This is a genomic window from Nonomuraea sp. NPDC049646, from assembly GCF_044465525.1.
Lineage (GTDB): Bacteria > Actinomycetota > Actinomycetes > Streptosporangiales > Streptosporangiaceae > Nonomuraea.
The window spans coordinates 34,240-57,877 of record NZ_JBITLU010000021.1 but is presented as its reverse complement, the minus strand read 5'-3'; the positions used below and the strand labels follow the sequence as shown (position 1 = coordinate 57,877).

Annotated in this window: 23 protein-coding genes; 12 read left to right on the top strand and 11 right to left on the bottom strand. The window is 74.7% G+C overall.

Annotation, left to right across the window (positions count from 1 at the left end; all coding sequences use genetic code 11):
• Positions 1-116: 116 nt before the first annotated feature.
• Both ACIBQ8_RS43110 and ACIBQ8_RS43105 read right to left on the bottom strand, forming a co-directional pair.
• Positions 117-1,487, bottom strand: coding sequence for a diaminopimelate decarboxylase (locus tag ACIBQ8_RS43110; RefSeq protein ID WP_397195020.1), 1,371 nt, complete (start codon positions 1,485-1,487; stop codon positions 117-119).
• Positions 1,488-1,637: 150 nt separating this feature from the next.
• The gene (locus ACIBQ8_RS43105) at positions 1,638-3,248 is read right to left on the bottom strand and encodes a PucR family transcriptional regulator (protein ID WP_397195019.1); all 1,611 of its coding nucleotides are present in this window, start codon (positions 3,246-3,248) and stop codon (positions 1,638-1,640) included.
• A gap of 45 nt (positions 3,249-3,293) precedes the next feature.
• Here ACIBQ8_RS43105 and ACIBQ8_RS43100 point away from each other — a divergent pair, with 45 nt between their 5' ends.
• Complete coding sequence (locus ACIBQ8_RS43100) at positions 3,294-3,827, top strand: hypothetical protein (protein WP_397195018.1); 534 nt, start codon at positions 3,294-3,296, stop codon at positions 3,825-3,827.
• 64 nt (positions 3,828-3,891) lie between these two features.
• Here the strand turns inward: ACIBQ8_RS43100 and ACIBQ8_RS43095 are convergent, their stop codons facing one another.
• Positions 3,892-4,656 (bottom strand): PP2C family protein-serine/threonine phosphatase, encoded by a 765-nt coding sequence (locus ACIBQ8_RS43095; RefSeq protein ID WP_397195017.1) that lies wholly within the window; start codon positions 4,654-4,656, stop codon positions 3,892-3,894.
• Positions 4,657-4,943: 287 nt separating this feature from the next.
• Between ACIBQ8_RS43095 and ACIBQ8_RS43090 the strand changes: the two genes are divergently transcribed.
• From ACIBQ8_RS43090 to ACIBQ8_RS43060, 7 genes are all read left to right on the top strand, one after another.
• Complete coding sequence (locus ACIBQ8_RS43090; RefSeq protein ID WP_397195016.1) at positions 4,944-6,146, top strand: sensor histidine kinase; 1,203 nt, start codon at positions 4,944-4,946, stop codon at positions 6,144-6,146.
• Positions 6,143-7,261 carry a hypothetical protein gene (locus tag ACIBQ8_RS43085; protein WP_397195015.1) on the top strand — a complete coding sequence of 373 codons (1,119 nt, stop codon included), beginning with the start codon at positions 6,143-6,145 and terminating at the stop codon, positions 7,259-7,261. Before ACIBQ8_RS43090 ends, ACIBQ8_RS43085 begins: the two co-directional genes overlap by 4 nt.
• Positions 7,231-7,923 carry a sigma factor-like helix-turn-helix DNA-binding protein gene (locus tag ACIBQ8_RS43080; protein WP_364338633.1) on the top strand — a complete coding sequence of 231 codons (693 nt, stop codon included), beginning with the start codon at positions 7,231-7,233 and terminating at the stop codon, positions 7,921-7,923. Before ACIBQ8_RS43085 ends, ACIBQ8_RS43080 begins: the two co-directional genes overlap by 31 nt.
• 66 nt (positions 7,924-7,989) lie before the next feature.
• Complete coding sequence (locus tag ACIBQ8_RS43075) at positions 7,990-8,385, top strand: pyridoxamine 5'-phosphate oxidase family protein (RefSeq protein ID WP_397195014.1); 396 nt, start codon at positions 7,990-7,992, stop codon at positions 8,383-8,385.
• 126 nt (positions 8,386-8,511) lie between these two features.
• Positions 8,512-9,822 (top strand): hemolysin family protein, encoded by a 1,311-nt coding sequence (locus ACIBQ8_RS43070; RefSeq protein ID WP_397174477.1) that lies wholly within the window; start codon positions 8,512-8,514, stop codon positions 9,820-9,822.
• Positions 9,819-10,820, top strand: coding sequence for a hemolysin family protein (locus ACIBQ8_RS43065; RefSeq protein ID WP_397195013.1), 1,002 nt, complete (start codon positions 9,819-9,821; stop codon positions 10,818-10,820). The genes ACIBQ8_RS43070 and ACIBQ8_RS43065 overlap by 4 nt, the downstream gene beginning before the upstream one ends.
• Positions 10,821-10,901: 81 nt before the next feature.
• Complete coding sequence (locus tag ACIBQ8_RS43060) at positions 10,902-11,873, top strand: glycosyltransferase family 2 protein (protein WP_397174481.1); 972 nt, start codon at positions 10,902-10,904, stop codon at positions 11,871-11,873.
• 3 nt (positions 11,874-11,876) lie between these two features.
• Here ACIBQ8_RS43060 and ACIBQ8_RS43055 read toward each other — a convergent pair whose 3' ends face one another.
• From ACIBQ8_RS43055 to ACIBQ8_RS43020, 8 genes are all read right to left on the bottom strand, one after another.
• On the bottom strand, positions 11,877-13,115 hold the full coding sequence (locus ACIBQ8_RS43055) for a glycosyltransferase family 4 protein (protein WP_397195012.1): 1,239 nt from the start codon (positions 13,113-13,115) through the stop codon (positions 11,877-11,879).
• A complete protein-coding gene (locus tag ACIBQ8_RS43050; protein ID WP_397195011.1) occupies positions 13,112-14,365 on the bottom strand; it encodes a lipopolysaccharide biosynthesis protein in 1,254 nt (417 codons plus the stop codon). Before ACIBQ8_RS43050 ends, ACIBQ8_RS43055 begins: the two co-directional genes overlap by 4 nt.
• A complete protein-coding gene (locus ACIBQ8_RS43045) occupies positions 14,353-15,099 on the bottom strand; it encodes an NTP transferase domain-containing protein (RefSeq protein WP_397195010.1) in 747 nt (248 codons plus the stop codon). Before ACIBQ8_RS43045 ends, ACIBQ8_RS43050 begins: the two co-directional genes overlap by 13 nt.
• Positions 15,100-15,107: 8 nt before the next feature.
• Positions 15,108-15,731 carry an HAD family hydrolase gene (locus tag ACIBQ8_RS43040; protein ID WP_397195009.1) on the bottom strand — a complete coding sequence of 208 codons (624 nt, stop codon included), beginning with the start codon at positions 15,729-15,731 and terminating at the stop codon, positions 15,108-15,110.
• A 5-nt stretch (positions 15,732-15,736) separates the two neighbouring features.
• A complete protein-coding gene (locus ACIBQ8_RS43035) occupies positions 15,737-16,936 on the bottom strand; it encodes a 2-phospho-L-lactate transferase CofD family protein (protein WP_397174490.1) in 1,200 nt (399 codons plus the stop codon).
• Positions 16,933-17,721 carry a glycosyltransferase family 2 protein gene (locus tag ACIBQ8_RS43030; RefSeq protein WP_397174492.1) on the bottom strand — a complete coding sequence of 263 codons (789 nt, stop codon included), beginning with the start codon at positions 17,719-17,721 and terminating at the stop codon, positions 16,933-16,935. Before ACIBQ8_RS43030 ends, ACIBQ8_RS43035 begins: the two co-directional genes overlap by 4 nt.
• A 4-nt stretch (positions 17,722-17,725) precedes the next feature.
• Positions 17,726-18,409 (bottom strand): hypothetical protein, encoded by a 684-nt coding sequence (locus tag ACIBQ8_RS43025; RefSeq protein ID WP_397195008.1) that lies wholly within the window; start codon positions 18,407-18,409, stop codon positions 17,726-17,728.
• Positions 18,410-18,807: 398 nt separating this feature from the next.
• Positions 18,808-20,013 carry a CoA transferase gene (locus ACIBQ8_RS43020; protein ID WP_397195007.1) on the bottom strand — a complete coding sequence of 402 codons (1,206 nt, stop codon included), beginning with the start codon at positions 20,011-20,013 and terminating at the stop codon, positions 18,808-18,810.
• A 210-nt stretch (positions 20,014-20,223) separates the two neighbouring features.
• On the opposite strand from ACIBQ8_RS43020, the gene ACIBQ8_RS43015 reads away from it, so the two are divergent.
• From ACIBQ8_RS43015 to ACIBQ8_RS43000, 4 genes are all read left to right on the top strand, one after another.
• The gene (locus tag ACIBQ8_RS43015; protein ID WP_397174496.1) at positions 20,224-21,057 is read left to right on the top strand and encodes an SAM-dependent methyltransferase; all 834 of its coding nucleotides are present in this window, start codon (positions 20,224-20,226) and stop codon (positions 21,055-21,057) included.
• Positions 21,058-21,160: 103 nt separating this feature from the next.
• The gene (locus tag ACIBQ8_RS43010; RefSeq protein ID WP_397174498.1) at positions 21,161-21,730 is read left to right on the top strand and encodes an RNA polymerase sigma factor; all 570 of its coding nucleotides are present in this window, start codon (positions 21,161-21,163) and stop codon (positions 21,728-21,730) included.
• On the top strand, positions 21,730-22,689 hold the full coding sequence (locus ACIBQ8_RS43005) for a CU044_5270 family protein (RefSeq protein WP_397195006.1): 960 nt from the start codon (positions 21,730-21,732) through the stop codon (positions 22,687-22,689). The genes ACIBQ8_RS43010 and ACIBQ8_RS43005 overlap by 1 nt, the downstream gene beginning before the upstream one ends.
• A 256-nt stretch (positions 22,690-22,945) precedes the next feature.
• Positions 22,946-23,362: a MarR family winged helix-turn-helix transcriptional regulator gene (locus tag ACIBQ8_RS43000; RefSeq protein WP_397174501.1), complete on the top strand. Its 417-nt coding sequence runs from the start codon at positions 22,946-22,948 to the stop codon at positions 23,360-23,362.
• The last annotated feature ends 276 nt before the right edge of the window (positions 23,363-23,638 follow it).

The following is a 23,638-nucleotide window of genomic DNA, read 5'->3' as shown; positions in this document are numbered from 1 at the left end:
CCGGAAGGTTCCCCCGAAATGGAGCGAGAACTCCATACTCGCTGGTAGACATACCCCCACCCGCGAAAACAATCCTCGCAAACCAGGACATACCGCCATAGTTGGGACGGCAGGCGTCAGGCGGTGGCCGCCAGGAGACCGGTCAGCGCGTCGGCCTGCGCCAGCCCGCTGGCCGCGGCGATCTCGTCCAGGGTCTGCGCCGGGCGCACCTCGCTCAGCCGGACGTCGCCGTCCGCCGTGACGGTGAAGCCGTGCACCGCCGGATAGGGCAGGCTGTTGTAGGCCCACGGGGTGGAGAAGTAGTAGGCGCCGGTGTCGTGCAGCACGACGATGTCGCCCTCGGCCAGCTCCGGCAGCTCCCTGGCGTGCGCGACCACGTCACCGGCGAAGCAGCACGGGCCGGCGACGTCCTGGGCGAGCAGCGGGCCGTCCTTGGGGTCGCCCGCCGGGCCGTACGCGCCGACCCGCAGCGGCCAGGCGTCCGGCATGAGCACCGTGCGGGTGGCGACCTGCGCGCCCGCGTGGGTGATCGCCACCCGCCGCCCGCCCGCGTCCTTGGTGTACTCCACCAGCGCCGCGACGAAGCCGTTCTTGGCCAGCAGCGACCGGCCGAACTCGGTGACCAGCGCGTACCGGCCGTCGAACAGCCCGGGGACGGCCGCGCGCAGCGTGGCGACGTAGTCGGCGTAGGTGGGGGCCACCTCGTCGCCGTCGAAGTTCACCGGCAGGCCGCCGCCGATGTCGATGCTGGTGATCTGGCGGTCCCCGAGCGTCGCGTTGATCTCCTCGGCCAGCCGGTACGTCTCGGCGATGCCCGCCGCGATCAGCTCCAGCGGGCAGCCCTGCGAGCCGACGTGCGCGTGCAGCCGGGTCAGCCAGGGCCGTTCGGCGAAGGCGCGGACGACGGCCTCGCGGGCCCCCGGGTCGCGCAGCGCGACGCCGAACTTGGAGGTGGCGGTCGCGGTGCTCATCGCGCCGATCGTGCCGGTGCCGACCTGCGGGTTCACCCGCAATCCCAGCACCGAGGAGGAGTCCGGCGCGCGCAGCTCGTCGATGCGGCGCAGCTCGGCCAGGCTGTCGGCGTTGACCGCGACGCCCAGCGACAGGGCCTGGCGCAGCTCCTCGCGGGTCTTGGCGGGGGAGTCGAAGACGATCGTGCCCGGCGCGAACCCGGCCTCCAGCGCGATCCGCAGCTCGCCGGGGCTGGCGACCTCGCACCCCATGCCCGAGGCGGCCAGCAGCCGCAGGACGGGGATCAGCGACGCGGCCTTGGCGGCGAAGGTGTGCAGCACGTCCGGGACCTCGCCGAACGCCTCGTGCAACGCCCTGACCGAGTCCCGCACGCCGGCGGTGTCGACGAAGCCGGCGACCGGCTCGCCCGGTCCGAGCGCGCCGGCGCGCACGGCATGGCGCAGCACGTGGGCGGCGCGTTCGGCGGTGGTGCCGCGGGCCGGGGCGGGCGCGAGCGTGGCACTGCTCTGGATCACGTCCAAGGCTCCTGGATGCATCGGGAAAGAGGGAGTTTCGGAGGGGGCCAGACGAGATTCGGCCATGACCGCAGGCCAAGTCTTCAGCCGGGCGGACAAAGCCCGTATGCGGCTTTGTCCACTCGGCCAAGGAAAATCCGGAGCCCCAGGTCAGGCGGCCAGCCGGACGGCGAGCGTGAGCAGCAGCCGGGTGTCGGGGTCGTCGAGGTCGACGCCGAAGCGCTCGCGGACCCGGCGCAGCCGGTAGCGCAGGGTGTTCGGGTGCAGGACCAGCCGGCGGGCGGCGCGGCCGACGTCCCCGGCGGCGTCGAGGTAGGCGGCGATCGAGCGGACCAGCTCGCCGCCCGCCGCCAGGTCGGCGTGGACCAGGTCGTACACCGGGCCGCTGCCGCGCTCCCACACCGGGCGGACGGCGTCCAGGACGCGCAGCACGTCCAGGGCGGGGCCGAGGTCGGCCGCCAGGGCGTGGCGGGGACCGGCGTCGCGGCCGCGCAGGACCCGTACGACCAGGTCGGCCTCCTCCCGCGAGCCCGCCGCGACCAGCGGCGAGGCGGCCACCGACCCCGCCCCCACCAGCACCGCGGCGGCGCCCGGCGTCGAGGCGGCCAGCCCGTCCAGCTCGCGGGCCAGCCCGAGCACGTCCCGCTCGTCGCCGCCGCGCACCGGCACCAGGGCCAGCACCCGGCCGGTCTCCCGCAGCACCCGCACCCCCGTCCGGTAGGAGGCGGCGTGCAGCGCGAGCACCTCCAGCACCCGCTCCCCGGCCGGGCCCCGGGCCGCCGCGCCCTCGCCCGCCGCGTCGGGGCCGGTCTCGGCGATCACGACGGCGCAGCGCAGGTCGGGCGGCAGGCCCAGCGTCCAGGCGTGGGTGCTCATGTCGCCCTCGCCGCCCAGCAGCCCGCGCAGCGCGTGCTCCTCGCGCAGCCGCGCGCCGCTCTCCCGCAGCCGGTGCTGCACCAGGTACGGCACCGCCACCTCCGCGGCCCGGCTCAGCGCGCTGGCCGCGTTGGGCGACAGGCTGCGGCCGTCGGCGGCGGCCCAGATCGAGCCCAGCATCTCCCGCCCGCTGCGGATGGCGATGATCAGCCGCTCGGGGGTGTCGCCGTCGGCGGGCCGGTGGATCACCTCGCCGGAGGACCACAGGGTGCGCAGCAGGCCGCTGCGGCGCAGCTCGTCCACCCGCCAGTCGGGCACCCGGCCGCCCAGGATGGTGGAGCGGCGCAGCTCGTCGGCCTCCGGCCCGGTGGCCGAGTGCGCCAGGACGCGGAACTGGGTGTCCTCGATGGTGATCGAGCCGCCGGTGAACTCGGCGACCACCGACGCCAGCGCGGCCAGCCCGCCGCCCGCCGTGGCCTCGGCCATCCGGTCGCCGCGTCCCGCCTCGCCGTAGGCGGCGGCCGAGCGCAGCAGGGTCGCCACGTCGTCCCAGTCGGCCCACTCGGCGCGGGCCAGCAGGGCGATGCCGCCCTGCTCGGCCGCGTCGAGCGCGTCGTCGGCCAGGTCCTCGCCCGCCCGCACGACCACCGCTGCCGCGCCGCGCCGCGCCGCCTCGCGGATGGAGGCGGTGGCCGCGCCGGTGGAGTGGAACAGCCCGGCCGCGAGCACGATCCGGCCCGCGTACGAGCGGGCGGGTCCCTCGTCGCCGATGATCATCCCGGACACGTGCACGTCCTGGCCCGACGGCGCGAGCAGCAGCCGCAGGACGCCGCCCTCGTCGAAGGCGAGCAGCTCGCGGAGAGTGATCTGCCCCCGTTTGTTCATGACGGGGAGCATACGCAGGTCAGGACGCCTGGCAGGCTGGGGGCCATGCGATTCGGCGTACGCCAGTTCGAGCTGGCCCTGATGCACCGCATGCGCGACCTCAACCCGGGCCGCGTCGAGCAGGCGCTGGCCGACATGGACGCCTCCCGCGCCGAGCTGCGCGCCGCCCACGCCCACTGGACCCGGCTGGCCCACTCCCCGGCGGCGCCCAAGGGCCGGGCCGCGCTGCGGATGGCGCTCGGCCCGCCCGCGCACGCGGGCGCGGCCCCGTTCGGCAGCCTGACCTGCGACGTGGCCCGCTGGCGGCTGCCGTCCTGGCCGGAGCTGGAGTTCGAGGCGCTGACCGGCCCCGGCGGCGAGGTGTGGAACCTGTGGTTCGTGCGGCCCGGCGGCGACGGGCGGCTGTCGGCCGCCGACCTGACCCCGTGGGGATGCGTCGTGGCCGACGTCGGCGCGAGCTTCCCGGTGAGCTTCCAGGGCGAGGGGTCGGCCCCGCACCACTGGGCGGTCGACTTCGCCTGCCAGGGCACGCCCCGCCGCGCCCTGTTCGTCTACGGCCTCCTCCAGCGCCTGGCCTGACCCCCGGCGTGCCACCCGGCCCCCGCCTACGTGTCGGGTGGCACGTTCCACAGGCGTCCGGAGGTCAGGCGGTGACGAAGTCGGCGACGACCATCGTGGCGTCGTCCTTGGGCGCCGCGGCGGCCACCTCGTCGTACAGCCGGTCCAGGCAGGCTGCCGGGGACGGGCCGACGGCGAGCAGCTCGGTCAGCCGGTGCTCGCCCAGCGCCTTCAGCACGCCGTCGGTGACCACCGCCACGCGGTCGCCCGGCCGCAGCGGCACGGTGCCGACCTCGGGGTTCAGCGTGGAGGCCAGCCCGATCCCGCGCAGCAGCGGGCCGTCGTCGAAGGAGTGCGACGTGGTGAGCCGGCGCGGCTTGCCGCCCTTGGCGCAATGCCAGATCGCGCCGTTGCCCACGTGGGCGAAGCGCAGGCACGGCGTCTCCCCGGGGACGAGCACCAGCAGGTCCATCGTCGTCACCAGCGCCGGCCTGGACGGCGTGCGCAACGCGGCCCGCCGGACGGCCCGGTGGGCGGCCTGGGCGCACTCGTCCAGGTCCTCCTCCCGCCGGGCGGAGTGCTGCGGCCGGGCGGCGACCACGGCGCCCAGGGCCAGCGCGGCCGCCGTGTGCGCGACCTCCGTGCCGCCCTGCCCGTCGGCCAGCGCGATCACCCGCTCCTGGACGACGTAGGCGTCGGAGGGGTGGCCGTGCGAGCCGTCGTACGTGCCGCCCGCGGTCACCAGCCGGGGCCGCGCCGCGGGCATGCCGGGCGGCCAGTCCCCCCGGCGGCCACGGACCGCCATCACCGAGAGGCAGCCGAGCAGAATCGAGATCGAGAAAACAGTCATGATCGTCCCTCCCGTCGCGCGCGACGACACCTGTCCAGTACATCCCTCTTGCGTGGAATGCGACTGACGGCCGATCAGCCGTCGTGGCGGCACGACGGCCGATCAGCCGTCATGCCGCCCGGGGCCCGCGCGACCCACAGTGAGGCAGGGCGGCGCACCCGCGCCGGAGAGCCGCCGGCCCCCCGAGGAAGAGCCATGGAAACAGCCGACCGTCATGACGGGAACAAGCCTGTTCAAAGTCGATATTGTGGGACCCGTCCTGTGCCCTCTTCGCGGGCGGATCGCACATGGCTCACCCCGGCTCCACGCGTCACGGCAAGAGGCTCGACCCGAGACACGACCCGAGACACGACACGAGGTACGACTCCGCGACCAGGCAGCTCGACAAGGCCGTCGCGCGTACCGCCGCGGGCGCGCGCGGGGCCGTCGGCCTGGTGGCGGTGGTCGCGGCCGGTCTCGGCGCGGTCCCGCCGGTCTCGGCCGCGTGGCTGGCGCCCGCGCTGGCGGCCGGCCTGGTGTGGACCGGGCTCTACCTGCGCCGGTTACGCGGCGAGGAGCCGTTGCCGCACTGGCTGGTGGCCGGTGACGCGGCGACCACCGTGGCGGCCTGCCTGGCCCAGCGCCACCTGGTGCCGGTCCGGGCGTTCGACGCCGGGTCGAGCTGGATCGCGGGGCTGGTCACCATGACGATCGTCGTCATCGGGGTGACCTGGCGGCCCCGGATCGCCGTGCCGGCCGGGCTGGCCGTGGCGGGGGCGTACCTGGCGGGGGTGCGGCTGGCCGCGCCGTCCCAGGACGTGGCCGGCACGCTGGGCATCCACCTCGTCCAGCTCCTGGCGATCGTGATCCTGATGACCCTGCTGCGCCGCTCGGCCGCCTCCGCCGACGCGTTCCTGCGCGAGAGCGCGCGGGCCGAGATCGCTCTCATGGTCGAACGCCTGCGCCGCGAGGACGAGCTGCGCCAGGTCGCCAGCATCCACGAGACCGCCCTGCACACCCTGACCATGGTCGGCCTCGGCACCTACGACGAGCCGTCGCCCACCCTGCGCTCCCAGGTGGGCGCCGACCTGGCCGCGCTGGAGAAGCTGCGCGACCGGCCACGCCCCGAGACCGCCCCCATCGCCCTGGACGCCCTGCTCGACGAGGTGGCCGGCCGCGTGCCCGGCCTCGACGTGCGCCGAAGCCTGATCCCGCAGACCGTCCCCGGCGACGTCGCCGAGCACTTCGCCCGCGCCGTCACCGAGGCCCTGGCCAACGTCGCGCTGCACGCCGGCGTGGCCGAGGCCGTCCTGGTCTCCAGCGGGCACGACGGCGAGATCCGGGTGGAGGTCGCCGACGCGGGCCACGGCTTCGACCAGGACCGCCTGCCGCCCGACCGGTTCGGCGTGCGCGGCTCGATCCTCGACACGATGAACGCGCTGCGCGGCGGCGGCGCCCGGATCTCCTCCGGCGACACCGGCACGCGGGTGAGCATGTGGTGGCGGCCGTGACCGACGACATCGAGCAGGTCGCCCAGCGCTACGCCCGCTACACCGCGCTCGGCGCGGCCGTCATCGCCGGCTTCTGGCACACCGGCTACGACCTCACCGTCACCGTCACCGGCTGGAGCTCCTTCCGCTGGCCGCTGCTCGCCGCGGCCGCCTGGGTCGTCTACACGGTGGTCGGCGTGATCGCGGGCCTGTCGCTCTCGCGCGCCTCGCGCGGCCCGGACCGCGTCCTCGGCCTGGCGGTCGCGGCGCTGGCCGCCGACGTCGCGGTGATCGTGGCCTGCCGCCCGCAGGACCTGCTCGGCATCAGCGACTGGGGATGGGGGTCGGTCGGCTGGCTGGGCGTCATGCTGGCCTGGAACCGGCCGCGCTGGCGGGCGGAGCTGGGCGCCTTCCTGGCCGTCAACGCCGCCGTCATGCTGGCCGCGATGGCCGTGGCCGGGGCGTTCGACCGGGTCTCGATCGCCAAGTACCTGGTGGTCGTCGTCGGCGGCGTCACCATGCAGCTCGGCTACACGGCCGGCTGCGCCCTGCTGCGCGCCCGCGCCGAGGACGCCGTGCTGCTGGCCCGGCGGCTCGCCGCCGACGACGCCTGGCGGGAGTCGGCCAGGAGCATCCACGCCGACCGCATCCGCAGGTACGCCGCCATCAGGGACGTGGCCGAGTCGCTGCTCCAGCAGCTCGCCGACGGCGCCGACCCCGGCGACCCGCGCGTCCGCGAGGACTGCACGGCCGGCGCCATGCGGCTGCGCCGGCTGATCACCGAGCGCGAGGACGTCCCGGACGCGCTGGTGGCCGCGCTGCGCGAGCGCATCGACGCGGCCGAGCGGCGCCAGGTGCTGGTGACCGCGCCGCCGTTCGGCGAGAACCTGCCCGCGCTGCCCGAGGGCGTGCGGGAGGATCTGCTCAGGGCGCCCGTCCTGGCGCTGGACGGCGCCCGCTCGCGGGCCAGGGTCACCGTGTCGGCGATGTCGGCGATGGTGAGCGTGGCCGTCGTCGCCGACAACGACGACCTGCCGGTCAGCCCCATCCCGGTGCGCGAGCCCAGCGGGGTCGTGGTCACCTATCAGCGCCAGGGAGGGGAGGTATGGGTCAACAGCATCTGGCAGCGCCCGTGACGGTCGCCCTGGTCGAGGACCACCAGGTGGTGGTGGACGGCGTGCGCTCCTGGTTCGGGCCGGGCAGCGGCGTCGAGCTGGTCGCCCAGGGGCCCACGATCGAGTCGGTCCGCGGCGTGGCCGCCGACGTGCTGCTGCTCGACCTCAACCTCAACGGCACGATGGTCGCCGACCGGGTGGGCGGCCTGTGCGCGGACGGCCAGCGGGTGATCGTCTTCTCCGAGCACGAGGAGCCCGAGATCGTCCGGGCGGTGCTGGACGCGGGCGCGTCGGCGTTCATCGGCAAGGGACGCGCCACCCGCGAGTCCTGCCTGGAGACGATCATGGAGGTGGCCGCCGACCGGCCGTCCGTGACGCTGCCCATGGCCCAGGCCATCGCCACGGACGAGGGCCCCCACCGCCCCCAGCTGTCGGACAAGGAGCGGGCGGCGCTGCTGTTCTGGTTCCAGTCGATGTCGAAGGCGTCGGTCGCGGCCCGCATGGGCATCAAGGAACGCACCGTGCGCCAGTACATCGACCGGGCCAGGGTCAAGTACGCGGCGGCCGGCCGGCCCGCGCCGACCAAGGAGAAACTGCTCATCTGCGCCATCCAGGACGGCCTGATCCGCCCCGACGAGGTCGGGATCTACACCTCGCACGCCCGCCAGGGCCCGCCGTCCTGAGCCGCCCCGATCCGGCCCCGGCGGGCCCGGTACGATGACGCTCGCCCGGAACCCCTGAGGAGGATCGTGGACCTGGCCGAGCTGGGCGAGGAGTTCGCCGCGTTCTGGCGGGAGCGGCACCTGTGCACGCTCGCCACCGCCCGCGACGGCGGACCGCCGCACGTCGTTCCTGTCGGCGCGACCCTCGACCTGGACACCGCGACCGCCCGCGTGATCACCTCGGGCTCCTCCCGCAAGGCCCGCCTGATCGGCGCGAACGGCCCGGACGGCGCGGCGGTGTCGCTGTGCCAGGTCGACGGCCGCCGCTGGTCCACCCTGGAGGGGCGGGCCGTGGTGCGCACCGAGCCCGAGCAGGTCGCCGACGCCGAACGCCGGTACACCGCCCGCTACAAGCCGCCCCGGCCCAACCCGTCCAGGGTGGTGCTGGAGATCCGGGTGACGCGCGTGATGGGCAACGTCTGATCACTGGCGGTTCGTCATGACTTCCGTGGGCCCGAGCCGGATGCTAGCTTTCGCCCGTGGAGTCTGAGTACGGCCGACGGCCCGCCGCGGCCCCGCCCGGAGCGTTACCCGAGGGCCCGGGCTGACGTGCTCCTCGACGCCGTCCACCTGCTCGCGGCCCTGGCCCTGATCCTGGCCAACGGCATCTTCGTCGCGGCCGAGTTCTCCCTCGTCACCGTCGAACGCGGCCAGGTCCGCCAGCTCGCCGAGGACGGCGACCGGGGCGCCCAGGGCGTCGAGGCCGCGGTGCAACGGCTGTCGTTCCACCTGTCGGGCGCCCAGCTCGGCATCACCGTCACCTCGCTGCTGCTCGGCGTCGTGGCCGAGCCCGCCATCGCCGACCTGCTCGACCCGCTGCTGGGCGGCGTCCCGGTGGCGCCGGTCGTGCTGGCGATCGCGCTGTCCACGGTGGCGCAGATGGTGCTGGGCGAGCTGGTGCCCAAGAACGCCGCCCTGTCCAGGCCGCTCGCGGTGGCCCGGCTGGCGACGCCGCCGCAGCGGGCGTTCTCGGCGGCGTGCGGGCCGCTGATCCGGCTGTGCAACGCCGTCGCCGACGCGATCGTCCGACGGCTCGGCGCCGAGCCCCAGGAGGAGCTGGCCTCCGCCCGCTCGCCCGAGGAGCTGGGCCTGCTGGTACGCCTGTCGGCCGAGGCCGGCGTGCTCCAGCCCGGCACCGCCGCCATGCTCCAGCGGGCCCTGCGCTTCGGCGGCAAGACCGCGGCCGAGGCCATGACCCCGCGTACGGACTGCGTGACCGTCCCCGGCACCACCAGCGTCGCCGACTTCCTCAAGCTGGCCAGGAGCCGCCGCCACCTGCGCATCCCGGTCTGCGGCGCGGAACGCGACGACATCCTCGGCATCGCCAGCGTCCCCGGGGCCTGCGCGGTGCCCCCGTCCGAACGCGACACGACCCCGGTGGCCGCCATCGCCCGGCCCGCCCTCCAGGTGCCCGAGACGCTGCGGCTGGAGGTCGTGCAGGAGCGCCTGGCCTCCGCCCGCGCCGAGATGGCCGTCGTGATCGACGAGTACGGCGGCCTGGCCGGCGTCGTGACCGTCGAGGACCTGGTGGAGGAGCTGATCGGCGACATCGCCGACGAGTACGACCTGCCCGAGGAGCAGTCCGACGAGCCCTCGCCCGTGCTGCTCGCGCCGGGCGCCTCGGTGAGCCTGCCGGCCCTGCTGCGCGCCGACGAGGTCGAGGAGCGCACCGGCTTCCGCATGCCGCAGGGCCCCTACGAGACGCTCGCCGGGCTGGTGCTGGCCGCCCTCGGCCGCATCCCGGACCCGGGCGACGAGGTCGCGGTGCGCGAATGGGTGCTGCGGGTGGAGACCATGCGAGGACGCCGGATCGAGCAGGTCACGCTGACCGCCCCGGGCCGGGCGGGGGAGCGCCGGTGAGCCTCGCCCAAGGGCTGGTCATCGTGCTGCTGCTGGCCGTCAACGGCTTCTTCGTGGGCGCGGAGTTCGCGCTCATCTCCGCCCGCCGCACCCTGATCGAGCCGCGGGCGCGCGACGGGTCGCGGCGGGCGCAGGCCGTGCTCGCCGCCATGAACGCCGTCCCGACCATGCTGGCGGCGGCGCAGCTCGGCGTGACGCTGGCCTCGCTGGTGCTCGGCGCGGCAGGGGAGCCGGTGGTGGCCGGGGCGGTCGGGCCGCTGCTGGCCGCCGCGGGGCTGCCCGAGCGGCTGGTCCATCCGATCGCCTTCGCGCTGGCCCTGCTGCTGGTGGTCGCCGCGCACGTGATCATCGGCGAGATGGTGCCGAAGAACCTGGCGCTGTCGGCGCCCGACGTGGCCGCGCTGTGGCTGGTGCCGCCGCTGTTCGTGCTGGCCAGGGCCACCCGGCCGGTGCTGACGCTGGTCAAGGCCATGGCGGGGGTGGTGCTGCGGCTGCTGCGCGTCCCGTCCGCCGAGGAGGTCCGTACGGTCTACACCTCCGGCGAGCTGCCCGTGCTCATCGAGGAGTCGCGCCGCCACCGCCTGCTGCGCCAGGACGAACGCGACCGCCTGATCGCCACCCTCGCCCTGCACGCCCGCCCGGTCGGCTCGGTGATGGTGCCGATGAGCGAGGTCGTCAGCGTGCCCGAGACCATCGACAGCGCCGGCCTGCAACGGTACGCCGGCCGCCACGGCCACTCCCGCTTCCCCGTGCACGGCGCCGACCCCGCCGAACTGCGCGGCTACCTGCACGTCCTGGACGCGCTGAACGGCCACGGCGCCCGCGAGCCGCTGCCCGTGCGCGCGCTGCCGCAGGTGCCCGCCACCGCCACCCTGGCCCAGGTGCTGGCCGTCATGCGCGCCCGCCGCGCCCAGCTCGCCGCCGTCGCCGACGAGTCCGGGCAGGTGCTCGGCGTCGTCACCCTGGACGACGTGCTCGGCGGGATCATGACTGGCTGAGACGGGGGTCCGTGCGAGATCATGGAGCAGGGCCGCGGGCCGTGGTGACCGCGACCGGGAACTCGCCGGAGGGCAACGCTCGTGACGACGGTTTCGCTGATCGTGCCGTGCTACAACGCGGCCAGGACCCTGCGCCTGTGCCTGGAGTCGGTGCTGGCCCAGACCCGCCTGCCCGACGAGATCGTGGTCGTCGACGACGCCGGCTCCGACGGCTCGGCGGCCATCGCCGAGGAGCTGGGCTGCCGGGTCGTGCGCCTGCCCGCCAACCGGGGCGTGTCGGCGGCCAGGAACGCCGGCGTCGAGCACACGACCGGCGAGGTGATCTTCTTCCTGGACAGCGACGTGGCGCTGCGGCCCGACGCGGTCGCCAACGCCGTCGCGATCCTGGAGGCCGATCCGGGCGTCGGCTGCGTGCACGGCGTCTACGACACCGAGCCGCTGATCGACGACGGCCCGGTCGAGTGGTACCGGCTGCTGCACCAGGTCCACTGGCGGCGCCGGCACCTGGGCGAGGTCAACAGCGTCGTGTTCGCCCTGGCCGCCATCCGCCGCGAGGTGCTGGCCCGGGCCGGCCGGCTCGACGAGAGCCTGCGCGACTGCGAGGACGTCGAGTACAGCAGCCGCCTGGCCGTCCACACCCGGATCGTGCTGACCGACGCCGTGGCCGGCCGGCACGACGAGGGCCACCGCTTCCTGCCCGTGCTGTCGGAGCAGTGGCGGCGGGCGCTGCCGCTGATCCCGCTCGCGCTGGCCACGGCCAGGCGGGGCGCGGCCAAGCCGGAGAACGCCAACAGCCGGGCCGGGATCCTCGCCTGCGCGCTGGCGCTGGCCTGCCTGCCGCTCGGCCTGCTCGCGCCGGCGCTGTTCGCGGTGCCGGTCGTGCTGGTCGGGTGGTTCGTGGTGGCCGATCCGGAGCTGCTGCGGTTCGTCCACCGGGAGCGCGGCCCGGCCTTCACCGCCTACTTCATGGCCGTGCACCTGGCCGTGCACGTGGTGCTGGTCACCGGCCTGGCCGTCGGCTCCCTGCGCGTCCTGCGCGGCGGCCCGGCCTGACCCTCAGGAGCCGGGCGGCTTGAGCGCCGCCCGGTAGGCCGCGGCCGTCGCCGCCGCCGCGCGCTCCCAGCTCAGGCTCTCGCGGACGAACCGCTCGCCGCGCTCGCCCAGCGACCGCCGCAGCGCCTCGTCCGACATGACGTCGATGATCCCGCGCGCGATGTCGGCCGGCTCGGCGGCCCGGACGAACCGCGCCGCGGGCCGCGCCGGGTCGTCCCCGAGGAAGATCCGCGAGAAGCCGTCGCCCAGGAGCGTCGCCCGTCCCAGCGCCATCGCCTCGGTCGCGACCAGCCCGAACGGCTCGAACAGCGAGGGGAACACGCACGCGTCGGCCAGCTCGTAGTACTCCAGCAGCTCGCGGCCCGTGACGAAGCGGCCCGAGGTGAGCACCCGCCCGCGCAGCCCGGTCGCGGCCACGATGCGCCGGACGCCCACCTCGTCCCCCTCGCCGACGATCAGCAGCCGCAGCCCCGGCACGGCGGCCGACGCCGCGCGCATCGCCTCCAGGAGCTGGTAGACGCCCTTCTGGCGTTCGATCCTGCCGACGAACAGCAGCACCTTGTCCTGCTCGGACAACCCCAGCCGCCGCCGCAGCGCCGCCGCGCCCCGCCGCAGCGCGTCCCGGTCGAAGGCCGGATCGGCGACGACCCGCTCGTACGTGCCGCCGAGCGGCACCACGTCGACGGGCGTGCGCCGCCACCCCGCGGCCAGCAGCTGCTCGCGCACCTCGGGCGTGGCCACCACCACCCGCCGCGAGATCCGGGCCAGGTGGCGTTCCAGCGCCGCGAACAGGTTCAGCGGGTCGCGGATGCTGCGCTGCGCCGCCACGCCGTACTCGGTGGTGTGCACGTGCAGGACCACCGGCAGCCGCAGCAGGTGGTGGCAGAGCAGGGCGGCCAGGAAGTTCGTCGAGTCGTGCACGGCGACCAGGTCCGGCCAGGCGCCGCGGCGCAGCCGCCGCACGTACCGCCAGTCGCTGACCACGACCTGCGCGGCCAGCAGCAGGAACTCGGCGCGGCGGGTGCGGTTGAGCCGCCGCCCGCGCGCGCCGGGCAGCCGGACGCGCGGCCGGTGCACGGTGACGCCGTCCACGCGCTCGTGCACGGGCAGGTCGCCGACGTTGAGCGTGTGGACGGTGAGCTCGTGGTCGCGGGCGAGCCAGGGCGTGATCAGCTCGACGTAGCGGCCGAGCCCCGCCGTGACGTTGGGCGGGAACTGGTTGACGACGCAGGCGATTCTCATGACAGGTCCTTCAGATAGACGCGCCCGGCCGTCACCGCCACGACGACCAGCAGGAGGAGGTTGACCAGCGCGAACCCGGCCAGCCCGCCGGCCACCCCGTGCCACCGCACGCACCAGGCCGGGACGGCGAGCGCGACCGGCGCGCCGGCGAGCAGGCAGCCGATCAGCACGCGGGCGCCGCGCACCCCGTCCATGGACAGCGCCACCGAATACAGGTTGAACGCCGTGTGCGCCCCGATGCCCAGTGCCGACAGCGTCATCAGCCCGGTCGCATACGGGTACTCGCCGCCCATCAGCAGGAAGAACACCGTGCTCGCGGCGAAGGAGAAGACCGCCGTCGCCCCCGCCACGGCCGGGGCCAGCCGGGCGATCCGCCGCATCAGCGCCGGTTTGTCGGCGGTCGCCATCCTGGGCAGCAGCACCAGCAGCACGCCGTCGGTGAACACCACGCCGAGCAGCCGCTTGGGGAAGCCGTTGTAGACCGCGTAGACGCCGACGTCGGCCGGGGCCGCCCAGTGGTTGAGGTAGAGGACGTCCACGCCGAACAGCAGGCCGGTCAGCGCGGCGACGGCCGTCACGTACCCGCCGTGCCGGTAGAGCGAGCGGGCCAGCCGCGCCGAGAACGCCCGCGGCCGCACCCCGGCCGCCGCCGTCGCCGCCACCGCGAACGCCGCGTTCGTCGCGATCAGCGCGACCAGGTACGGCCCGGCGTCCCTGATCCCCAGCACCAGCAGGCAGAAGCAGGCGGCGCCCAGGTAGGCGACCGCGACCGCCAGCTTCAGCCGGGCCACCAGCGCGAAGCGGCCGAGCCCCCGCAGGAACCCGTCCGCGAGCTGGTTGACCGTCATCGACACCGCCAGCGCCAGCCCGTAGGCCAGCGCCGGGACGTCCACGTTCAGCGCGGGCGTGAGCAGCGGGGCGGCCAGCAGGCCCAGCGCGGCCAGCCCGGCGCTCATCGCCAGCGTCGCCGCCAGCGCCGTCGTGACCAGCGCCGGACGCTCGCCCGGCGCGGCCCGCGGCAGCTCCTGGAGCACGACGTAGTGCAGGCTCGTCAGCATGACCACGGTGACGATCAGCGCGATCGACAGCACCACCGTGAACCGGCCGAACGCGCTCGCCCCCGCGCCGCGCGCGACGACCAGCGTGGTGGCCGCCGCGATGCCGCTGGCCGCCGTGCTCACCAGCGTCGGCCCCGCCGCCCACCGGTGCCCCCGGACCAGGCCCGCCGCGCGGCCCCTCAGCCCGTGCACCGCGCGTACGCCCGCCGGGCGAACTCCAGGTCGTCGGCCGTGTTGACGCCGCGCGCCTCGGCCGGGTCGGTCACCGGCACCACCGTCACCGGCCATCCCTCGGCCCGCGACAGATGCGCAAGGAACGGCAGGAAGTTCACCTCGCCGGTGGCCGCGCCGCGCGCCGCGCCCGCCGCGTACCGCTCCCACGCCTGTTGCAGGCCCGCGGTGGCCAGGCAGAACACCCCGATGTCGCTGAGCCCGCCCGGCCGGCACGCGTCGCCCTCGCGCGACTGCCGCACCCGGACGAGCCGCTCCCCGGCCAGCTCGTACTCCACGTACGGGTCGTCCATCGGCACCAGCGGCAGGGTCAGCCCCTGGCCCGGATGGGCGGCGACGACCCGGCGCACGGTCCGCGCCGACAGGTTCGCCTGGTCGCCCCAGACCACGAGGATCGTCTCGTACCCGGCCCAGTGCCCGGCCGCGCCGAAGATCGCCGAGCCCATGCCGGTCGGCCGCTCCTGAACGCTCACCGACACCCCGGGCGTCCCCGCCACCAGCTCGCCGAACGGGCCCGCGCCCGCCGGGGAGACCACGACGTGCACGTGCCCGGCCGCCGGGCGCAGCCGCCGGTGCAGGACGTCCCACACCGTGACGCCGTCGGCCAGGCTGATCATGATCTTCGGGAGGTCGTGGCCGAGCCGCGTCCCGCGTCCGGCGGCCGGGATCACCGCGCACACCCGCCGTTCACTCACGTCGCCGATCACCTCTCCAGCAGGGACACGATGTGGTCCAGGTCAGGGGCCGCGACCGCGCCGGGCGCGGGCTCGGCGGCGTGCACGTGCAGCGTCGCCAGCCCGGCGCCGACGGCCGAGGCCACGCCGTGCGCGCAGTCCTCCAGCGCGACGGCCGCGGCCGGGCGCACGCCCCAGCGGCGGCAGGCCGCGGCGTAGAACCCCGGGTCGGGCTTGCTCACCGGCACGTCATCGGCGGTCAGCACGCCGCGCACCGGCAGCGGGCAGGCGGCCAGCACCCGCTCCACCGAGGCCCGGCTGCCGCCCGTGACCAGGTAGGCGGCCCGGCCCGCCGCCTCCAGCGCGTCCAGCAGCCGGCGCGCGCCGGGGAACGGCCGCACCAGGCCCGCCTCGACGTAGGCGCGGTAGAGCCGCTGCTTGTGCCGCGCCAGGCGGCTGGCCGCCGCCGGGTCGCCGGTCAGCCGGGCGGCCACGGCGGCGGTGCTCGCGCCCGCGTGGTCGGCGTAGCGGAAGCCGTCCAGCGCGCCGGGCGCGTGCTCGGCCAGGGCGTGGCGGAAGGCGGCCTCGTGCGCGGGGGCGGAGTCCACCAGCGTGCCGTCGAGGTCGCACAGCCAGACCGTCCAGGGCAGCATCCGGCTCACCCGGCCCGCGCCAGCGGCGCCTCGCCGAGCACCGCGAGCAGCGCCTCGGCCGTACGCGGGCCGCGGTGGGCGCCGGGCCGGGCCGGGTCCTCCAGGTCGGCGCTGATCCAGCGCGCCCCCGCCCACGAACCCCGGTCCAGCACGCGGGCCGGCACGGCGGGAGCGCCCGCGCCCCGGCCGCTGAGCACGTGCGTGATCGTGGCCCGCTCGTTGCCCGGGTCGCCCAGGTAGGCCAGCGTGCGGTCCACCAGGTCGGTGGCCGTCAGACCCTGGACGTCGTGGTCGCCGCCGACGTTCACGACGAACACCCTGGCCGCTGCCCGGCTCCCGGCCCCGCTCCCGGACAGGGCGTCGGCCAGGCCCGGGGTCAGGTAGCTGGGCAGCAGCGAGGAGTGGGGGGTGCCGGGGCCGTACACGATCAGGTCGGCCTCGGCCAGGGCCCGCAGCGCCTCGGGGTTCGGCGTGACCTCGGCGGAGCGGCGGGCCAGCAGCTCGCGTACCCGCTCGGCCGGGCGGCCCGCCAGCGCGGCGCGGTCGGCGGCCGACAGCGGCTCGCGCAGCAGGAACAGGCCGGTGATGGGCACGTCGTCCTGCGGCGCGACGATGTCGGCCTCGTCGGCCAGCACCCGGCCGTCCTGCTTGAGCGCGACGAGGAACGCGTTCTCGCCGCCGGTCACGTTCAGCAGCCGCACCGGCGAGCCGAACGTGCGCGCGCACTCCCGTACGGCCGCGTTGAAGTCCTCGCCCAGCCGCAGGTACGCCCCCGCGAACACCAGGTTGCCCAGCGCGCAGTCGGCCAGGTCGAGCCCGCCGGGCCGGGCGGCCAGGCGGGCCGCGACGACCCGCAGCTCCCGCGCCGCCTCCGCCGGGCCCGCCGCGGCGACGTCGCCGATCAGCGTGTCGAGGTCGGCCGGGGTGGCGCCGGGCGGGAGCCGGCGTTCCAGCAGCGTGTGGCGCGGGTCGCCGGGGTCGAGGTGCAGCAGCAGGTTCTTGCGGAAGTCGGACGGGCCCAGCATGCCGGGCAGCCAGCGGCGCAGCGCGCCCGTGGACAGCCCGTTGTCGTACCCGTTGACCAGCAGCGACAGGCTCGTCCCCGGGGTGCGCAGCAGCGCGCGGGCGATGCCCGCGCCGCCGCGCCCGCCGCCGAACAGGGCCACCGACACCGTGCGCGTCACCGTGCGCGTCACCGTGCTCATCGCACCTCCTCCAGCGAGGAGCGGCCCAGCGGGAACGGCGCGAGCGGCGCCCGCAGCACGCCCCGGCGCAGCAACCAGCGGCGCAGCCCGAGGTAGCCGACGAACAGCGCCCGGTCGCGCGCCCCGCGCCAGAACCGCCAGCCCCGGCTGCCGCCGCCCCGCTCGCGGTGCTCGATCGGCAGCTCCTCCCACACGTGCCCCAGCTCGGCCACGCGGGCGGTGATCTCGGTGGAGCAGTTCATCCCCGCCGACTCCAGCGGCAGCGCCCTGAACAGCGGCCCGCGCACCACCTTGAAGATCGAGTTGAAGTCGCGGTAGCGGGTGCGGTGCAGCAGGTTGCTGACCGCGCCGCTGGCCGCCGACCCCCACCGGTACGGCAGGCTGTCGGCCTTCCTGACCCGCGCCCCCGAGAAGGCGGGCCCGCCGCCGGCCCGGATGCGCTCCAGGAACGCGTCGAGGTTGGCGATCGGGAACTGGCCGTCGGAGTCGAGCAGCACCACCCAGTCCAGCCGGGTGCGCGCGACGGCCGCGGCGATGGCGGCCCCCGCGCCCCGGTTGCGCGCGAAGGTGACGACGACGAGCTGCGGGCAGTCCTCCCGCAGCTCGCGCAGGATCCGCCCGGTCGCGTCGGAGCTGCCGTCGTCGCACACGACGATCTCCCACGCGGCCACCCCCGGATGGCGCTCCAGGTACTCCCGCCATTCCGTCACCGCCGCCGCGATGTTGTCCGCCTCGTTGTACGCGGGTGCCGCCACGGAGACGTCGACGGCCGGCCTGTTCGGCAAGGGGTCACCTCCTCCGGGTGGCGTCCGGGCCGGCGCCGGCCCCGGTCAGGCGCCCGATCCAGCGGTCCAGGGGCAGCAGGTTGATCCCGGCGAGGATCGGGACGTGCGCCAGCGTGAACACCACCGCCCCCCAGAACGGGATCGGCCCGCCGGTGAACAGGTTGATGTGCGGGGCGTCGATCCGGTCGGGGATCTCGACCGGGTTGACCACCTGCCACATCACGTCGAGGAAGCCCGAGAACACGATCAGCACCCCGCTCGCCATGATCTTCAGGCAGCGGCCCGGCGAGCCGCCCCCGATCCGGTACGCGGCCGCGACCGTCAGCACGATCCCCGGGTAGAGCAGCAGGTACAGGTGGGTGTAGAAGTCGTCGCCGTGGGCCCGCGCGCCGTCGCCGTAGTAGAACCAGCTGATCCTCGGGATGAGGTAGCCGGTCAGGAACAGGAACGGCGCGTAGAGCAGCCAGTGCAGGCGCGGCGACACCCAGGGGAAGAACGCGATCGCGCAGCACAGGCAGGCGAAGGCGAGCAGCTTGGCGGCGAGCTGCCAGGCGGCGTCGATCTCGCGGGCGTGCGGGGTGGCCAGCCAGACGAAGGCGAAGCCGGCCGCGCCGACGGCCAGGGCGATCCACCAGATGTGGGCGGCCCAGGGGCGCGGGGCGTCGAGCGGGGGGTCGGGATGGTTCACTACCGGTCCTCGTGGGCGTCATCGAAGGGTCACGGGAGCGCTCCCAACGCAGTATGTCACCTGTCCCGGCGGCGGCCACCGCAATATCGGATAACGGACCCACCGGAACTTGCGGACCTGCTGACTAACAGTAGTGTCCGCCTGAAAGTCCAGGTCATCGTCCATAAGGCGATGGCTGGAACGATGCAGGAGAACAGTGACCGCAAAGGGCCTGCCTGCGATGTCAAGACCCGGCGGGGAGTCCGGGCGGACGGCATTCCGCTCGGCGGTTTTTGCGTGAAACTTGAACCGTCTCCGCATTGGCGCAGCGTGTCGGGCGTTCCGGGTGGTTGGGAGCGCTCCCGCGACTTCCCATCTTTCGGGCCCGTAACCCTTGTTTCGGGCATGCCCAAATTGCGTCAGCCGACCACGCCCTCCGCGCGCAGGCCGGCCACCTGTGCCGGGGAAAGAGACAGCAGCTCGCCCAGCACCTCGTCGGTGTGCTCGCCCAGCTCCGGCGCGGGCGACGGCGGGGTCTGGCGGCCGTCCAGGAGCAGGGGGCCGCCCGGGGCCAGATGGGGGCCGACGCCCGGCTGGTCGAGCACGGCCATCAGCGGCTCGGCGCGCAGCGCCGCCGCCCCGCCGGCGGCCAGCTCCTCCAGCGTCCGGTACCGCGACCAGAGCACCGACGTGCCCTTCAGCCCCTCCTCGGCCTCGGCCGCCGTACGTGCGGCGAACCACGGCGCGAGCAGCCCGCCCAGCGCCTCCCGGTGGGCGTAGCGGTCGGACTCGGAGCGGAAGTCGGCGGGCAGCGCCTCCTCCAGCGCCGACACCACGCGCGACAGCCCGGTGACGGCGACCAGGTCGCGCCAGTGGCGTTCGGTGAGCACCAGGACCATGAGCCGCCGCCCGTCGGCGGTGGCGAAGTCGCGGCCGAGGTCGCCGTACAGGTCGTTGCCGATGCGCGGCCGGCCGGCGCCGCGGAGCTGGGCCTCGGCCAGGAAGCCCAGGTTGCCCATGGTCGCCAGGGCGACGTCGTGCAGGGCCACGTCGAGGCGGCGTCCCCGGCCGGTCGCGGCCCGGTGGCGGTCGGCCGCGAGCAGTCCCACGGCCAGGTACAGGCCGCAGGCGACGTCCCAGGCCGGCAGGACGTGGTTCACCGGGCCCTCGTGGCCGTCGGGGCCGGTCGCGTACGGCAGGCCGAGCCCGGCGTTGACCGTGTAGTCCACGGCGGGACGGCCGTCGCGGTGGCCGAGCAGCCGCGCGTACACCAGATCGGGGCGGCGCCCGGCCAGCTCCTCGTACGACAGCCCGGCCCTGGGCGGCGCGTTGGTGAGCACCGTGCCCGCCGCGACGGCCAGGTCGGCCACCAGAGCGCGCCCCCGGGCCGAGCGCAGGTCGACGGTGACCGAGCGCTTGCCCTTGTTCAGCCCCGCCCAGTAGAGGCTGCGGCCGGAGGGCGCGAGCGGCCAGCGCCGCGCGTCGGGCCCGCCGCCGACCGGATCGACCCGGACGACCTCCGCCCCGAGCTGGGCCAGCGTCATCCCGCCCAGCGGCGCGGCGACGAAGCTGGACAGCTCCACGACTCGCATCCCGGCCAGCGGTGCGGCCTGCTCCTCTGCCACGGCCACCTCCATGTCGATCCGCCGATCCTACGCGCGCGCGGCGGCCCGATGATCTAGCCCGTAAGTTCTGGTAACAAACATTTCCCGAAATAACCGGTCTGCCCCATTGTCATTAACTGGAATTGTTGGAACATATGGTCTGAGTCACGAGTGAAGTCCAAAGATCGCCTACCGCAAGAGGGTGGCGGCGAGGGGAAAGGGGCAACGCTCATGCGCCAGCGTGCTGTCCGCAACTTGGCCAGGCTTGGCACGGCGCACGCCAGGATCACGCGGATACTTGACGCCGCCGCGGGCGGGAAGAACAACTTCCTCGCCGACAGAGACCTGGTTCGCCATTTCGATCAAGTAACTCCCGTCGCCACCACCGCGGCCCGTGCCGTTCTTGAATACCTGTCGCGGGTGATCGGTCATTTGGCCGCTGTCGAAGGCGTGGACCAATTCATGATCGTGGGGAGCGGGGTGCCGAACGGCCCTTCGGGCGGCAGCCGCCTGCACGAGGTGGCCCGCCTGACCTCGCCCGGCCCGGACGTCCGCGTCGTGTACGTCGAGAGCGACCCGATGGCCCTGACGCTGGCCCAGGCCACCATCGAGCCCTTCTGCGACCTGGTGCGCGTGGTCGACGGCGACGTGCGGGAGATGGACGAGATGCTCGGCGACCCGGTGGTGCAGACGTTCCTCGACTGGGACCGGCCGATCGCGGTGCTGCTGCTGTCGGCCCACAGCCTTGACGACGAATGCGCCCGTACCGTCGTCAAGCGGCTGCGGCACGCCGTCCCCGAGGGCAGCTTCCTCGGGCTGCTGCACATCACGTTCGACGGCGTGCCGGGGGAACTGGCCCCGGCCGTGCGGGGCATGCTGGCCATGACGCTGCCCGGCCTGAACGTGCGCACCCGCGCCGAGGTCGCCGACCTGCTGGACGGCCTCGACCTGCTGGAGCCGGGCCTGGTGTGGGTGCCCGAATGGCGTCCCGACGGCGGCGACCCGGCCTGCGCGGACGCCCCCTCCTCGTCCGGCAACTACGGAGCCGTGGCCCGCATCCCCTGACCTTCCCCGGACGGCCCCCGACGGCCTCCCCGCCCCCGCCGTGAACGATGATGCGGCCTGCGGGAGACAGCGAGGTGACCGCCGTCCCCGTGGAAGGAACGATGTGACCCTGCAGAACCTCTCGGAGCAGGACGACGCGGAGGTGATCCTCCGCTCCCGGGACGACCCCGAACAGTTCGCCGCGCTGTTCGACCGCCACGCCCGGCAGATCCACCTCTACGTCGCGCGCCGGCTCGGCACGCAGGCCGCCGACGACATCGTGGCGGAGACGTTCCTGGCCGCCTTCCGCCGCCGCGGCTCCTACGATCCCGCCGCCCGCCTGGCCAGGCCCTGGCTGTACGGCATCGCCACCAGGCTGATCGCCCGGCACCGGCGCGACGAGGAACGGCTCCTGCGGGCGCTGAGCCGTACCGGGGCCGAGCCGCTGCCCGAGCCGCTCGGGGACGTCGTGACCCGGCGCGTCGCGGCCCAGGGCGAGGAGCGCCGGCTGCTCGCGGCGCTGGCGGGGCTGTCACCCCGCGACCGCGACGTCCTGCTGCTCGTCGCGTGGGAGGACATGAGCCTGGAGGAGGCCGCGCAGGTCCTGGGCATCCCGGCGGGAACGGCGCGCTCCCGCATGCACCGCGCGCGCAAGAAGATCAAGGCCGTGCTTCCCGCGGAGGAGGAGAACTGATGGACGACCTGAACGCGGTGAGGCGAGTGCGCCGCCCCGTCCCGGCGATGACGCCGCAGGCGGAGAGCGCGGCCCGGGCCAGGCTGCTGACCGCTGTGCGGACGCCCGTGCGGACGCCCGTGCGAACCGCGCCGCCCCGGCGGCGCCCCGCGCGCCCGGTGTGGCGGCTCGCGACGGCGGCCGTCCTGGCCGTCCTGGCGGGCCTCGGCTGGGCCGCGACCCGTGAGCCAGAAGCCACGCCGGTGGCGAGCGTGCAACAGCTGAGCGAATGGGCCGCCGATGCGGCCGAGGACGCCCCAGGACCGGGAGCCCGCGGCGACCAGTGGCTCTACGTCAAGGAGCTCAACGCCGCCCCCGGCGCCTACAGCGGGTACGGCGTCGACACCAGCAGGCGGATCACCTCGGAGGTGTGGACGAGCGTCGACGGCAAGAAGATCGCCTGGTACGACGACAAGGGCAAGCTTCTCGTCCAGTACACCCACCCCGGCATCGGCGCCGCCGAGCTGGCCGCCGAGCCCGTCACCCCTGAGACCGTGACCGACCGGCTCATGGCCGCCCTGCGCCCGCTCGACGCGTCGGCCGGCGACCCGCCGCCTCCCATGAACGAGCGGCTCTTCCAGGCGATCTACCAGTTGATGGGCGAGCAGGCGCTGCCCCCGCGGGTACGGGCCGCGCTGTTCCGCGCCCTGCCGGCCATCGAGGGGGTGCAGGTCACCCCCGACGCGGTCGACGCCGGCGGGCGGCACGGCGTCGCCTTCAGCTACACCGGCGACTGGGCCCGCCATGACCTCATCCTCAGCCCCGGCGACTACCGCTTCCTGGGCACGTACGGCGTCAGCGTGACCGACCGGACCTTCACGTGGACGGGAGGCAGTGCCGACGTGCCCGCCGGCACCCCGGTCACCTGGACGGCCCGGCTCGGCACCGAGGTGGTGGACGAGCCTGGACGGCGTCCCTGAGGGGCGGAATTCATCACCATTTGAAAACCTCAGGTGAAAAGCACTGTAATGGGTAGTGAACACCGTCGCTCCGCCGGACGGCGGCGTCCTCCTGGCCCGTAGTGGCCGGGGGTGCGCCGAGGGCGGGCCGCCTGCTAGGACTTTCCTTTTGGTCGTCGGCGGAGTGATGAATAGGTGGCCCGTTATGTGGAAAAATGTCGGACCAGCGGCTTCGGTATTCCATGGCCGCTCAACGACACCGCTCGAAGGTGCGGGCATGGACGACTCGGCATGGCACATCGAGGAGGCGTCCCTGGTGCTGGTGGAGGCGACGCTCGACGCCATGGCCGCGCTGGGCGACCTGTCGGTGCCCCGGCTGCGGGTGCTGCTGGCGGTCGACCGCCACGGCCCGATGAACCTGCGCTCCCTGGCCGACCGCCTGGACATGTCGCTGTCGGCGGCCGGCCGGGTCGTCGACCGCCTGGACACCGCCGGCCTGCTGAGCAGGGCCCCGGCCGCTCACAGCCGCCGGGAGATCCGCATCAGCACGACCCCGGCCGGCCGGGAGGTGCTGGAGCGGCTGCGCGCCGCGCGGCGGCAGCGCATCGGCCAGGCGCTGGAGAAACTGGCCCCGGACGACCGCAGGACGCTCGTGCACGTCTTGCGGCGGCTGACCGAGGCGGCCGACTCCTGAGCGCCTGATCCGCCGACATCAGCCGCTATTTCCCCTTATTTCGCGAAATTTCGGTCGATAGACCTAATTGTGTTTTCGGGGGCGGTGAAACCCTCCCGCAGAACTAACAGATTCCATATGGACACTGTCGCATGCTAGAAACAGTCGTCTGACTGCACGCATTCACTTTCAGTCGATTCGCCGGTTTCCGGGCGCAGGGGGAGGACCGCGTCCCGGCCGGGCCGGCGCACATCCGAAAGCGTCATCTCCATGTGAGGAGGTCATGTGTCGTGCCTG

Excerpts from the sequence above, each read along its gene's own strand:
- ACIBQ8_RS43005 (WP_397195006.1), top strand. The coding sequence starts at position 21,730 with ATGGACGACCTGAACGCGGTGAGGCGAGTGCGCCGCCCCGTCCCGGCG.
- ACIBQ8_RS43080 (WP_364338633.1), top strand. The coding sequence starts at position 7,231 with ATGGGTCAACAGCATCTGGCAGCGCCCGTGACGGTCGCCCTGGTCGAG.
- ACIBQ8_RS43105 (WP_397195019.1), bottom strand. The coding sequence starts at position 3,248 with ATGAACAAACGGGGGCAGATCACTCTCCGCGAGCTGCTCGCCTTCGAC.
- ACIBQ8_RS43015 (WP_397174496.1), top strand. The coding sequence starts at position 20,224 with ATGCGCCAGCGTGCTGTCCGCAACTTGGCCAGGCTTGGCACGGCGCAC.
- ACIBQ8_RS43095 (WP_397195017.1), bottom strand. The coding sequence starts at position 4,656 with ATGACTGTTTTCTCGATCTCGATTCTGCTCGGCTGCCTCTCGGTGATG.
- ACIBQ8_RS43100 (WP_397195018.1), top strand. The coding sequence starts at position 3,294 with ATGCGATTCGGCGTACGCCAGTTCGAGCTGGCCCTGATGCACCGCATG.
- ACIBQ8_RS43000 (WP_397174501.1), top strand. The coding sequence starts at position 22,946 with ATGGACGACTCGGCATGGCACATCGAGGAGGCGTCCCTGGTGCTGGTG.
- ACIBQ8_RS43090 (WP_397195016.1), top strand. The coding sequence starts at position 4,944 with ATGGCTCACCCCGGCTCCACGCGTCACGGCAAGAGGCTCGACCCGAGA.
- ACIBQ8_RS43055 (WP_397195012.1), bottom strand. The coding sequence starts at position 13,115 with ATGAGAATCGCCTGCGTCGTCAACCAGTTCCCGCCCAACGTCACGGCG.
- ACIBQ8_RS43040 (WP_397195009.1), bottom strand. The coding sequence starts at position 15,731 with ATGCTGCCCTGGACGGTCTGGCTGTGCGACCTCGACGGCACGCTGGTG.
- ACIBQ8_RS43035 (WP_397174490.1), bottom strand. The coding sequence starts at position 16,936 with ATGAGCACGGTGACGCGCACGGTGACGCGCACGGTGTCGGTGGCCCTG.